Annotated in this window: 10 protein-coding genes; 4 read left to right on the top strand and 6 right to left on the bottom strand. The window is 72.2% G+C overall.

Going from position 1 to position 12,516, the window contains the following annotated elements:
* The first annotated feature begins 56 nt into the window (after positions 1–56).
* Positions 57–1,232, top strand: a complete 1,176-nt coding sequence (locus WMF43_RS20300; protein ID WP_437682464.1) for a 6-phosphofructokinase — start codon at positions 57–59, stop codon at positions 1,230–1,232.
* 219 nt (positions 1,233–1,451) lie between these two features.
* On the opposite strand, the gene WMF43_RS20295 is transcribed toward WMF43_RS20300, so the two are convergent.
* Both WMF43_RS20295 and WMF43_RS20290 read right to left on the bottom strand, forming a co-directional pair.
* Positions 1,452–2,459, bottom strand: a complete 1,008-nt coding sequence (locus WMF43_RS20295) for an anion permease (RefSeq protein WP_437682462.1) — start codon at positions 2,457–2,459, stop codon at positions 1,452–1,454.
* Complete coding sequence (locus tag WMF43_RS20290) at positions 2,456–3,073, bottom strand: DUF47 domain-containing protein (protein WP_437682460.1); 618 nt, start codon at positions 3,071–3,073, stop codon at positions 2,456–2,458. Before WMF43_RS20290 ends, WMF43_RS20295 begins: the two co-directional genes overlap by 4 nt.
* A gap of 121 nt (positions 3,074–3,194) precedes the next feature.
* On the opposite strand from WMF43_RS20290, the gene WMF43_RS20285 reads away from it, so the two are divergent.
* Positions 3,195–5,036, top strand: a complete 1,842-nt coding sequence (locus WMF43_RS20285; protein ID WP_437682458.1) for an ATP-binding protein — start codon at positions 3,195–3,197, stop codon at positions 5,034–5,036.
* Positions 5,037–5,052: 16 nt separating this feature from the next.
* On the opposite strand, the gene WMF43_RS20280 is transcribed toward WMF43_RS20285, so the two are convergent.
* Positions 5,053–5,559: a hypothetical protein gene (locus WMF43_RS20280; RefSeq protein ID WP_437682457.1), complete on the bottom strand. Its 507-nt coding sequence runs from the start codon at positions 5,557–5,559 to the stop codon at positions 5,053–5,055.
* Positions 5,560–5,645: 86 nt separating this feature from the next.
* Positions 5,646–6,155 carry a peptidylprolyl isomerase gene (locus tag WMF43_RS20275; RefSeq protein ID WP_437682455.1) on the bottom strand — a complete coding sequence of 170 codons (510 nt, stop codon included), beginning with the start codon at positions 6,153–6,155 and terminating at the stop codon, positions 5,646–5,648.
* A gap of 158 nt (positions 6,156–6,313) precedes the next feature.
* Here WMF43_RS20275 and WMF43_RS20270 point away from each other — a divergent pair, with 158 nt between their 5' ends.
* Positions 6,314–6,997, top strand: a complete 684-nt coding sequence (locus WMF43_RS20270; RefSeq protein WP_437682454.1) for a hypothetical protein — start codon at positions 6,314–6,316, stop codon at positions 6,995–6,997.
* 281 nt (positions 6,998–7,278) lie between these two features.
* Here the strand turns inward: WMF43_RS20270 and WMF43_RS20265 are convergent, their stop codons facing one another.
* Together WMF43_RS20265 and traA are read right to left on the bottom strand one after the other, a co-directional pair.
* Complete coding sequence (locus WMF43_RS20265) at positions 7,279–9,204, bottom strand: OmpA family protein (RefSeq protein ID WP_437682452.1); 1,926 nt, start codon at positions 9,202–9,204, stop codon at positions 7,279–7,281.
* Positions 9,201–11,159 carry an outer membrane exchange protein TraA family protein gene (gene traA, locus WMF43_RS20260; RefSeq protein ID WP_437682450.1) on the bottom strand — a complete coding sequence of 653 codons (1,959 nt, stop codon included), beginning with the start codon at positions 11,157–11,159 and terminating at the stop codon, positions 9,201–9,203. Before traA ends, WMF43_RS20265 begins: the two co-directional genes overlap by 4 nt.
* A gap of 503 nt (positions 11,160–11,662) precedes the next feature.
* Here traA and WMF43_RS20255 point away from each other — a divergent pair.
* On the top strand, positions 11,663–12,481 hold the full coding sequence (locus WMF43_RS20255) for an SDR family NAD(P)-dependent oxidoreductase (protein WP_437682448.1): 819 nt from the start codon (positions 11,663–11,665) through the stop codon (positions 12,479–12,481).
* Positions 12,482–12,516 lie beyond the last annotated feature (35 nt).

The raw sequence follows: 12,516 nt of genomic DNA, 5'->3' as shown, positions 1-12,516 counted from the left end.
GAGATCATGACAATCGCTCGGCCAACCGCGGCGGTGCGTGGTAGAAGGCCGGCGCCATGACCAGCATCGTCGAGTTCGGACGTCCCGAGACCCTTCCGGCATCGGACAAGCGCCTTCTGCTCGTCTTCGACGGCGGCAACGCCCCGGGCTACTCCTCGGTCGCGGTCGCGCTGACCGAGGAGGCGGCGCGCCGCGGTTACGAGGTGTGGGCCGCGACCGAGGGCTTCCGCTCCCTCACGGCGGACGCGAGGGCCGAGCCCCATTTCGAGCGGCTCATCATGAGCCGCCGCCAGCGTTACGACCTGCTCGCGCAGGGCATCCCGGCGCGCTCGATGGGGCGGCGCGTGCTCGACGCCGGCAGCGATTTCCGGAGCGAGCGTTACAGCGGCTTCCTCGATCGCGAGAAGCGCAAGCAGGCCACCGAGACCTTCAAGGCGCAGGGGTTCACCCACCTCATCTGCGTCGGCGGCAACGGCACCTTCGAGGGCATCAAGGCCTGGCTCGACGAGTTCGAGGTCCGCCCGCAGGCCGGCTTCGTGAACGTGTCGATCGACAACGACCTCGAGGGCGACCGCGCGATCGGCTTCCTCTCGGGCGTGGAGACGGGCGCGACGATCGCGCGCGGGCTGTACGAGGACGCGTACACGCACAAGCGCATCTACATCCTCGAGATGATGGGCAATCGCAGCGGGCGGCACGCGCTGCACTGCGCGGTCGCGGCGCGGGCGCACCTCATCGTGCTCCCCTTCTTCCGCTTCCCGGAGGACGTGCTGAGCGAGCTCGCCGAGAGCCTCGGCCGCGCCGACTACGCGCTCGTGATCGTCGCCGAGGGCTACGAGGCCGAGCGCCGCCGCAAGGAGCACCCGGGCGTGTCGGCGAGCGTGTTCCTGAAGCAGCAACTCGCGAGCGCGGGGCTCCGCGACACGCCGGACAAGCGCGTGATCGCCGAGCCGTTCAGCCGGTATATCCGCGGCATCCGCCCTGCCTTCCTCGACGTCTCGGCCGCCTTCCTCAAGGCGTCGCTGCTGCTCGCGGCGTTCGACGAGGGGCGCACCGAGGTGATGCCGTACGTGCTCGCCGCGAACGACGTCGGCGTGCTGGACTTCTCCTCGATTCGCCGCGAGGACGGCGTCGAGCGCGCGTTCCTCCCGCTGCTCGACCGGCTCGACCTCAAGCGCTTCAAGACCTGGATCCTCGACCACTTCATCAGCCTGCGCGCGCCCGCCGGCTGAGCCGCGCGGCGCGGCGGCACGACAGCGGCGCGGTCCGCCGGCAGCGCGGCGCGGTCTCGCGGCGTGGTCCGCCGGCAGCGCGGCGCGGTCTCGCGGCGCGGTCCGCCGGCGGCGCGGCGTGGGCTCGCGGCGCGGTCCGCCGGCGGCGCGGCGTGGGCTCGCGGCGCGGTCCGCCGGCGGCGCGGCGTGGGCTCGCGGCGCGGTCCGCCGGCGGCGCCGTCAGGGCATGCCGGAGATCGCGCTCGCGACGGTGTAGACGGTCGCGGAGAGGAGGGCCGAGGCCGGGATCGTGAAGATCCAGGCCCAGACGATGCGGCCGGCGACGCCCCAGCGAACGGTCGAGACGCGGCCGCTCGTGGCGCCGACCCCGACGATGGCGCCCGTGATCGTGTGCGTCGTGCTCACGGGGATGCCGAGCGCGGTGGCGCTGAACAGCGTCGCCGCGCCGGCCGTCTCGGCGGCGAAGCCGCCGACGGGCTTGAGCTTCGTGATCCTCATGCCCATCGTCTTCACGATGCGCCAGCCGCCCGAGAGCGTGCCGAGGCCCATCGCCGCGTGGCAGGTGAGCACGACCCAGAGGAGCGGCTCCGGGTGCGCGGTGTTCCGCTGGACGCCCGCGGCGATGAGCAGCGCCGTGATGATGCCCATCGTCTTCTGGGCGTCGTTGCCGCCGTGGCCGAGCGAGTAGGCGGCGGCCGAGAGCAGCTGCAGGCGCCGGAAGCGGGTGCTCACCTTCCCGGGCGTCCAGCGGCGCGCGAGCAGCCGGATCGCGTGCATGAGCGAGAAGCCGATCACGGCGCCGAGCAGCGGCGAGACCAGGATGAAGGCCGCCGTCTTGCCGAAGACGGTGGCGTCGAGCACCGACAGGCGCCCCGCGCTCTTGACGGCGGCCCCCGCGAACCCGCCCATCAGCGCGTGCGACGAGGACGACGGGAGCCCCCACCACCACGTGAGGAGGTTCCAGATGATCGCGCCGAGCAGCCCGCCCAGGATGACGTTCGGGGTGATGAACGCCGGCTCGACGCCCTTCGCGATGTTGCGCGCGACCGTCGGCTCGAACAGCGCGAAGGCGATGAAGTTGAACGCCGCCGCCCAGATCACCGCGGTGCGAGGCGACAGGACGCGCGTCGAGACGATGGTGGCGATCGAGTTCGCGGCGTCGTGAAAGCCGTTGATGTAGTCGAACACCAGCGCGATCGCGACGATGACGAGGATGTAGGTCGTCATGCGTGCTCGAGGACGATGCCTTCGATGATGTTCGCGACGTCCTCGCAGCGGTCGGTCGCGTTCTCCATCAGGTCGTAGATGTCCCGCCACTTCATGACGACGAGCGGGTCATTCCCCTTCTTGAAGAGCGCCGCCAGGCCGTTGCGGTAGAGCCCGTCCGCCACGTTCTCGATCTTGTTGATCTCGACGCAGAGGGCGAGGAGATCCGGCTGCCGCTTCATGTCCTTGAGCGACTCGACGGCGGAGCTCATGACGGTGCACGCGTCGACCACCGCCTGGGCGAGGCCGCGCGCGTCCGGCAGCGCTCCCTCGATCTCGAAGAGGACGACGCGCATCGCCGCCGCCTCGATGCAGTCGAGCACGTTGTCGAGCCCGGTGATGAGCGCGTGGATCTCCTCGCGGTCGAGCGGGGTGATCCACGTCTGGTGGAGCGCCGCCAGGCAGCCGTGGGTGATCTTGTCGCCTTCGTCCTCTAGCTCCGAGATCCGCTTCGCCAGCGCCGGCGCGTCCTCGAGCCGGTCGAGCATCTCCTGAAGGAGGGTGCTCGCGGCGACGCTCCGCTGCGCGTGGTTGGCCAGCGCGTCGAAGAAGACCGCATCGCGGGTCAGTCCCATGGGGCCGGGCGTTTAGCTGTCTCGCCGCATTACGTCAACGAGTCGTCACAATCCAGCCGGAAGCATGTAACATCGTGATCCCTGCTCCGGTCGTGCGACCGGGGCGCAGCGCGCGGGTGACATGGGTATCCGAAGCAAGCTCATCGCGTTCACCGTGGGGATCGCGGTCCTCGCGGCGGTGGTGTTCGACGCCTACGTGGTGCAGACGCTCGGCGCGGAGCTCGGGGAGCACACCGAAGCTGATCTGGCGGCGCGGACGGCGCTCGTGGCCGAGGCCGTCGCGCGGGCGGGCGACCTCGAGGCGGAGGCCCCGGCGCTCGCGGCGGGGCTGGCGGAGCGCGCCGGCGCGCGCGTCACGCTGATCGATCCGCGCGGCGCGGTGCGGGGCGACTCGTCGGTCGCGCCGGAGCAGCTCGATACGCTCGAGGATCACGCGAGCCGCCGCGAGGTCGCCGACGCGCTGCACCTCGGCGTCGGGCGCGGCGAGCGGGTGAGCAAGACGACGCGGATGCGGATGCTCTACGCCGCGCGCCGGCTCGACCGCCCGGACGGGCCCTGGATCGTGCGGCTCGCGTTCGAGCCGGTCGCGATCGACCGCACCCTGTCCGCGGCCCACCGGCGCGTCGTGGAGGGCACGCTCCTCGCCCTGTCGCTGGCGATCGGCGCGGCGCTCGTCGGCTCGCGCGCGCTCTCCGACCGGCTCCTCTACCTGACCGAGGTCGCGCGCGCGATGCGGGGCGACCTGAGCCGCCGCGCACGCGTGCAGGGCGACGACGAGGTCGCCGCGCTCGGGGGCGCGCTCGACGAGCTCGCCGACAGCCTCGTGCGATCGCGGCGCGAGCTTGGCGGCGAGGGGGAGCGCTTCGGCGCGGTGCTCGAGGCGATGCGCGAGGGCGTGCTCGTCACGGACGAGCGCGGCGACATCGCGCTGGTGAACCCGGCGCTCTCGCAGCTGCTCGGCGTGCGCCGGGACGCGGTCGGCCGCCCGCCGATCGAGGTGCTCCGCTCCGCGAGCCTCCACGAGCTCATCGAGGAGGTGTCGATCGCGCGCGCGCCCGCGACGCGGGAGATCGAGATCGCGCCCGCGGCGCCGGGCGCGGCGGGGCCGCCCGGCCGCCGGCTGCTCGTCGTCAACGCGGCGCCGCTCGCGCTGCCGGCGCAGGGCCGCGGCGCGGTGGGGGTCGTCGCCGTGTTCTTCGACGTGACGGAGCTCCGGCGCATCGAGGGGCTGCAGCGCAACTTCATCGCCAACGCGTCGCACGAGCTCCGCACGCCGGTCGCGACGATCCGCGCGAGCAGCGAGACGCTGCTCGGCGGCGCGCTCGACGATCCGGAGGCGTCGCGCGACTTCGTGGAGGTGATCGATCGCAACGCGACCCGGCTGCACCGGCTCGTGAACGATCTGCTCGACCTGTCGCGCATCGAGGGCGGGGAGCGGCGGCTGTCGCCGGGCACGCTCGATTTCGCGGAGCAGGCCGAGGCGTCGGTGGCGCTCCTGCGCGGGCGCGCGCGCGAGAAGCGGTCGACGCTGCACGTCGACGTCGCGCCGGGCACGCTCGTCTCGGCGGATCCGCGCGCCCTGGATCAGGTGCTGACCAACCTGATCGACAACGCGATCCAGCACACCCCGGACGGATCCCGCGTGACCTTGCGCGCGAAGGCGAGCAGCGGGCGTGTGGTGGTGGAGGTCGAGGACGACGGCCCGGGCATCCCGGCGGAGCATCAGGCGCGCGTGTTCGAGCGGTTCTACCGCGTGGATGCGGGGCGATCGCGGGCGACGGGCGGCACGGGGCTGGGCCTCTCGATCGCGAAGCACCTCGTCGAGGCGATGAGCGGCGACATCTCGGTGACGGCCGGCGCGTCCGGCGGCGCGCTCTTCCGGGTGACGTTGCCGATCGGGAAGGCCGGCGCCGGGAGGGCGGCGGAGCTGCGCCACGGGATGGCGCAGGTCGAGCGCGTGTGAGCCTCGGGGCGCGGCGCTAGGGCGCGCAGGCGGAGCGGCAGGACTCGAACGACGCCTCGCAGGCCTTCGGGTCCTTGAGCTGCGGCAGGCCGCCGTCCGCGGGGAACGTCGGCGTGAGGCAGCTCTGCAGGATCGACTGGCACTTGGTGGCGCACGCCTCGATCTTGGTCGAGAGCGCGCCCGCGTCGGCCTTCGTTCCCCCGTCGGTCGTCGCGCCCGCGTCCTTTGGCGCGCCCGCGTCCAGCAGGGCGACGCCCGCGTCGAGCAAGGACGCGCCCGCCGGGGCGGGCTGCGCCGGGTTCGCCTTCGCGGTCGCGGGCGGCGCGGCCGGCGTCGGCGTCGCGGGGGGCGTCGTCCCCGTCGCCGCGGGCGGCGGCGTCGGCGTCGCGGCCGGCGCGGCGGCGTCGCCCGGGAGCGGCGCGATCTCCTCCGCCTCGTCGCTGGATTTACACGCCGCGGGCGCGAGCAGCCCCGGAGTGGCGGTCATCACGGCGAAGACGGCGAGCAGCTTGGTGGCGCGCATGGGTGCTTCATGCTGCGACGCCGCCGGGGACGCAACCCTCCCCGCGCCCGCGGCCCCGCGACGTGCCCTGCCGCTCGTGCGGCGCGCTACTCCGTCCGGAAGATCACGTGGAACCCGTAACGGGTCTCCACGACGTCGCTGAGCTGGTGGAGATCGAGCTCGAACGCCGCGTCGGCGAAGGGCGGCAGCACGTCGCCCCGCTCGATCGTGCCGAGCGAGCCCCCGCGCGACGCGGCGCCCGCCTCCTCGCTGTACTCGGCCACCACCGCGTCGAGATCGGCGCCGCCGCGGATCTTGTCGCGCGCCTCCATCGCGCGCAGGCACGCCTCCTCGCGCGTGCGCGTCGCGCCCCCGGCGCGCTCGGCGCCGGCGTGGCGGACGAGGATCTGCTTCACGCCGATGCGCGCCGGCTCGTCCGCGCGGGCCTGCCGCTTGGCGCCCGCGGCGGCGAGGCAGGCCGCGGCGCTCGTCGCGCCCGCGGCGCCGTCGCCCGGCGCGGCCGCCGGCGTCCGGGGCTCCGGCGGGGGCGCGCCGCACGCGGCGGCGAGCGTGGTGAGGAGGAGCGCGAGCGGTGCGGGTCGTTCCAGCGGGCGCATCGCCCGCGAGCATAACGACGCGACCACGAGATCGGAACCCGAGGTGCGCCGAGCGGCGCGGGTGCGCCACCCGCCAAACCACGCGCGCCGCGGCGCCCCGATCTGTTCGTGATGCGCGGGGTTTGCATCGTCCGTCGCATCGCTGGTAAGAAGGCAGCATGCAGCGCCTCCTCCTCGCGGCGGCCTTGGGTGCCGCGCTGATCTCCGGTTGCAGCACGGCTTTCAAGGACAAACGGACGCCGTCCGGCGAGTTCTGCAGCGACATGCACGTCGTGCCGGCTGGTCAGGCGCCCGATCGCGAGTACCACCGCCTCCAGCCCATCTCGAGCAATCCGGAGGCCCGGACCGAGGCGGAGCGCCTCGAGTCGCTCCGCAAGGCCGCGTGTGCCGTCGGCGGCGACGCGGTCATCGAGGCGGTGAACGAGGAGATCCGCACCGAGGACGGGCGTTACGCCAGCGTCGCCAGCGGAACCGCGGTGATCTGGGTGCGGCGCACGGACGGCGAGGCGAGGCCGCTGACGCTTCATCCGGTGGGGCAGCCCCCCGAGGCGGCGTCGACCGCCGAGCCGGAGGCGCCTCCCGCGTCCGCGCCGGCCGAGACGCCGCCCTCCGACGAGCCGTACGAGGAGGCCGCGCCGGCCACGTCGGCCCCGCCGGCCAAGCCCGGGCAGCCGACGAAGCCCGGGCAGTCGACGAAGCCTGGGCAGCCGGCCAAGCCCGGTCAGGCGTGGCCGTCCTCGTCGTCGAAGCCCTCGTCCCCCACCCCGCCCTCGTCGCCCGCGGCGCCCCCGACGGCCCAGCCCTCGACCCCGACGGCGCCGAAGACGTTGCCGAAGAAGTAGGCCACCTCCCGGGCGGCCGCTGTCAAAAGCGCCTGAATCGCGACGAGTCCCTCGCCGCTCAAGCTCGTTGTTACATCCACGATGAGGGTAGGCCCGAGGGGGCCCTGCTCGTCGCGCGCGCGGAAGGCTGATGTCTGCCGTACCTCCGCGATGAGGGACACCACATCCCGCGCCGCCGAGGGCTGATGTCTGCCGTACCTCCGCGATGAGCGGGCGCCACGTCCCGCGCCGCCGGGTCGGATCCCAGGCGGCGCGGAATCCCCGATCTCCGCGAGGTTGTTTTACGGCCTCGTACCGCCGCCTGGCGCCGGCGCCGGGCCCTTCTGCTGCGGCGCCGTCGGCGCCTGCCCCGGCGGGGGCGCGGGCGGCTGCGCCGACGTCGAGGGCGCGGGCGCCCCGGACCTCGGCAGCACGCTCTTGTTGCTGGGGAGCCCCCCCGCGTCGCCTCGGTTCGGCAGCGGCGCCACACCGCCGGGCGCGGTGCCGGCCGACGGCAGCGTGGGCTCGCTGCCCGGCAGCACGTTCGACCTGAGGACCCCCTGGTTCGGCAGCGTGCCCTGGTTCGGCAGCGTGGTCGTAGACTTCTGCGGCAGCACCCCGCCCGACGGCAGGACCGGCCCGCTCCCCTCGGGCACGCCGCTGAGCGGCTTCGGCGCCGCGGCGCCGTAGCGCAGGATGCGGAAGACCACGCGCCGGTTCTTCGACGTCATGAACTGGCAGTCGGCGCTCAGCTGCGCGTCCGGCCCGGTGCAGCCGGTGTCGTCGTAAATCGGCTGCGTGTGTCCGTACCCCTTCGCCTGCAGGCGCGACGGGTCGACGCCCTTCGCGACGAGGTACGCCATGACGCTCGCCACGCGGCGCTGGGACAGGGCCAGGTTGTAGACGTCGCTCGCGCGCACGTCGGTGTGGCCCTCGATGCGCACCTCGCGGATCTCGGGGTTGTCGATGAGCACCTGCGCGACCGCCTCGAGCGTCGGGTTCGAGTCCTCCAGGATGATGTCCCTGTCGGTCGCGAAATGGACCTGCTCGGTGATCACGATCTCGTCGCCCCGGATGAAGGCGATCGGGCACCCGTTCTTGCCGTGCGGGCCAGCGGGCTTGTCGGGGCACTGGTCGTCGCGATCGAAGAAGCCGTCGCCGTCGGTGTCCAGGTCCGGACAGCCGAAGTTCTCGGGGCTCCCGGGCACGTCGGGGCAGCGGTCCGCAGCGCCGATCAGCCCGTCGCGGTCGGGGTCGTCGTTGTCCTGCTGCTGCAGGCGGTTGATCTCCTCCTGCTCCTGCGAGGTCTTCGGCTGCCAGGTGATCACGTTGAAGAAGCGGATCGAGGGCGCGCCGAAGCCGCACGCCGCGCCGAAGCTCCCGCCGAAGGTGATCGTGACGCCGTGTTTGGTCTGCCAGCGCAGCCCGAGCAGCGCCTCCGCCGGGATCTGCCCGGGGTCGTCGGGGTAACTCGAGAGCGAGGGATAGCCGTAGACGTTGCCGAGGACCGAGAGCCCCCAGCGCTGCACGACGTACTGCTCGGCCGCGATGCCGAACTGCGCCATGTCGCCGACGCGCACGCCCGCGAACTGGTTCTCCGGCCGCAGCCAGATGCCGGCGTTGGCGGCGAGGAGCAGCCCGAAGTTGAACCGGTAATCCGCGATGAGCGTCGCGCCGCCGCTCAGCGCGCCGTCGCTGGCGAACGCGTTCTGGTCGCCCGTGGGAAAGTTGAGGTTGCCCGCGACCGCCATCCCGAACCCCTCTTTCACCTGCTCCTTCCGGTTCAGGTACGGGAGCGAGAACTTGGTGGAGAAGCGGAGGTCGCCCACGGTGTTGCTCTTGACCGACCCCTCGGTGCCGAACCTGCGGAGGTTGCCGCCGTCCTGGAAGAGGACGAGCGGCATGGTCATCGTGACGTCGAACACGTCGAAGAACCCGATGCCCGCGAGGAACGCGAGCTCCAGCCGCGAGGAGATGGCGTTCACCGCCTGGTTCGTGTCCTCCCCCGCGACGAGGAGCACCAGCGGATCGGCCGCGATGTCGCTGTAGAGGCCCACCGTGGGCGAGAGATTTCCGATGACCTCGGATTTCTGCACCATCACGAGGTCGCGCGGGGCGGCGGCCGGGCGGAACACCTGGGCGTCGAAGCGGCCTTCTTCGGCGAGCGCGACCTCGGGGCTTGCGGCGAGGAGGGCCGACAGCGCGAGCAGGAGCGTGCGTTTTCTCACGAGGGGTCTCCGTTGCGCCGCCGGCGCTGGCGTTCGGCGAGGGCGAGCGCCGCGAGGGCGAGGAGCGCGGCGGTCCGCGGGCTAGCGCCCTTCTGGCCGACGGCGGAGACGCTGCAGATCTCGGCGAGGGTGCCGCCGCACGCGACGTTGTCCGGCATCGGGCCGAGCGCGCACTCCTTGGCGTCCGCCTCGTCGGTCCAGCGGCAGTGCTCGTTGCCGAGGCAGTCCACGTTGGACTTGCAGGAGATGTCGCAGGTGTTCGACTCGAGGTCGCACGTGTTGCCGCAGGGGCACTGCGTGTCGGCGTAACACTCGACGCACTTCTCGCCGTTGCAGTACGGGGTGTCCTCCCCGCAGGTCGCCATGCACCCCGGCTCGCACGCGTGGGTCTCGGGGTTGCACGTGCTGCCGGCGCACTCCTCGTCGGAGGTGCAGCGGACGCAGGCGGCGGTCTCGGCGAACTGGCCGAGGCAGAACGGCGTGTCGCCGCCGCAGCTGTCGCAGCGCAGCCCGCAGCGCCGGTCCTGGACGCACTCCTTGCACTCGCCGCTCAGGCAGTACTCGCCCTCGTCGCAGTCCATGTCGTTGCGGCACGCGGCGCACGCCGTGCCGACGGGCCCGGGGAGGCAGAACTCCACCGGGGGCGTCTGGGGGTCGTTCGGGTCCTCCGGGTTCATGCAGTCGACGCAGCCCTCACCGCAGCAGTTCGGCAGGGCGTTCTGCGGGATCTCGTCGACGCAGTGCCCCGTCGGGAGGTGGCACCGCTTGCCGCTGGGGCAGTCCGGGTCCTCGAGGCACTCGACGCACATCGGGGTCCCGCCCGGCTCGACCGGCGCGCAGTCCATCTGCGTGCCGTTGATGCCGTTGGGACAGCAGTTGCACGAGTTGCCGGCGCACCGGTCGGCGGTGTCGCACGGCTCGCAGGAGTGGTCGACGCAGATCTCGCCGCGCGGGCAGTCCGGGTCGACGTTGCACTCGTTGCAGGTGTGCGTCACCGCATCGCAGCTGAAGCCCTCGCGGCAATCGTAGTTGTCGCGGCACTCGGCGCACTCGTAATTGCCCTGCATGTCGATGCAGAACAGCTTGTCGCCCTTGCACTCCGAGCACGACTCGCCGCAGAACTGCGCAGTGTCGCAGGGGGCGCACAGGGCGGCCTCGTTGCAGTAGTAGCTCGAAGGACAGCCGTTGTTGCCGGCTTGGCCGATGAACTCGCGATTGCATTGCTGGCACTGATCGAGATCGGGGAACGACGGCGAGCCGCTCAGCGTCTGGAAGAACTGGGTCGGCGCGAAGAGGGTGAAACCGTCGTCCTCGAGGCTCCGGGCCCCAGGCTCGCTCGCCCCGAGCTCGTAATCCTCGTATTCTCCGATCAGATACGACATTTCGAGCGCCGAGTGCTCCGCGACCGCGACGTAGAGGATCTCGAGCGGGTACAGGCCGGGCTTCTCGAACGTCACGGTGTTCGTGGTGCGCCAGGTCGGCTGGCCGAGCCTCGTCGGGCGGACGAGCACCGAGACGGGGCCGAGGTTCAAGTCGAAGAAGGTGAGGCTCACGGCGTCATCCGCGTAAAACGCGAAGTGCATCGGCCGGTTGACGAACTCCGACGTGACGTTCAAGAATCCGCGGAAGCGCGTGGCGAACGACGTGTTCGGATCGTTGAGATCGACGTTCTGATCCGAGTAGAACGCGCAGCCGCCGAACTCGCAGTCGGGCGACATCAACCCGGTGAAATCGCCGTAGCTCAGCTGGAGTCCCGTGTCGTTGTTGTTGCTCAGATCGAAGATGGTCCGGACGACCTTCTCGAATCGCTCGTCCTGGCGGTCCGGATCCTCCATGAAGGCGTTGATACCCGCGTTGTATGTACCCGCGGTGAGCAAGCCAAAGTGATTGAGCGGATCTTCCGAGACGGCCGACGCGGAGCAGAGGCCGGTGCCCTCGATTTCGAGAGGATCCATGACCGGATCCAGGACCCTGACCGGCGCGGCGTGAAGCGGCGCAGGGAGCAGCGTGAGGACCGCCGCGGCGGCTAGAACGGCTCGTCGATTGCGCATGGCTCCGCGGATCCTTAGCATCAACACGCCCAAAGCACGGTCTACAGGCTAGCCGGTCGCCGGAGCGATCCGCAAGAGGAGAAGGCGGCTCGCCCGGTTTCCAGATGTAGGGGACGGCCCTCTATCCTCTCGCGCTTCCATGCCGGCGGGGACGGCCAGCGCTCCGCCGCCCGAGCGCGCGCGCCGCGAGCGGTCGCCGCCCGACGGACCGAAAGCGCCATCCCCGCGGGGTCCGGGCACCGCTGCCGGCGAGTGCGCCCGCGTCGGATGACGTGCGTGTGACTGCACTGCTAACGCTGCGCGGCAACGGCGGCCGGGGGCGACCTCTCTAGCTGACGCACGTTCGCGCCTGTTCAGGGTCCACAGCCCGCTCGCGATCCCGGACGGAGCGGCGTAAAGGATGGCGCATGACCACGACCTCGGGCCTCGCCATCGTCACAGGCGCCTCGTCCGGCATCGGCGCGGAGCTCGCGCGCCAGCTCTCGGCGCGCGGGCAGCCGGTCCTCGCCATCGGCCGGCGAGGCCACCGCCTCGAAGAGCTCTCCGCGCGGGCGCGCTCCGCCGGTCACGCGGCCGTCCACCCCCTCGAGCTCGACGTCACCGCGGAGGGCGCCGCCCTCCATGTACGCGACAGGGCGCGCGCCCTTGGCGGCGCCGCCTGGCTGGTGAACAACGCGGGGACGACGCACCTCGGGCCCTTCCTTGACGGCGACCCGGCCGCGCTGACGCGGCTGGTGCGGCTCAACTGCGAGAGCGTCGTCGCCCTGTGCGCGGCCGTCGTGCCCGACCTGGTCGCGCGGGGAGGTGGGCGCGTGCTCAACGTGGCGTCGCTCGCCGCGTTCCAGCCGACGCCGGGGCACGCGGTGTATGGCGCGACCAAGGCGTTCGTGCTCTCGCTGTCCGAGAGCTTGGCCGTGGAGCTCGACGGGACGGGCGTCACCGTCACGGCGCTCTGCCCCGGCCCCGTCACCACGGAGATCTTCGACGCGGGGGCGCCCGGCGTGCCGCGCAAGAAGCCGTCGTTCGAGATGTCGGCCGAGGACTGCGCGGCGTACGGCATCGCGGCGGCGGACCGGGGCGCGGCCGTCGTCGTTCCGACCCTCGTGAGCAAGGCCACGGCCCAGCTCTCCCGCGTGCTGCCGCGGGCGGCGCTGCGCCGGCTCTCGGGGCGGATCGGGCTCTCGATCATCGGGTATGAATCCACGCCGCGGCGCGCTCGCGGCTAGCGTCAACGACCGGGGCGCCTGAGCCATGGATCCGC

The organism is Sorangium sp. So ce131 (assembly GCF_051519095.1).
In the GTDB taxonomy this organism is placed as follows: Bacteria; Myxococcota_A; Polyangia; order Polyangiales; family Polyangiaceae; genus Sorangium.
This window is presented reverse-complemented; position numbering and strand designations above follow the sequence as displayed.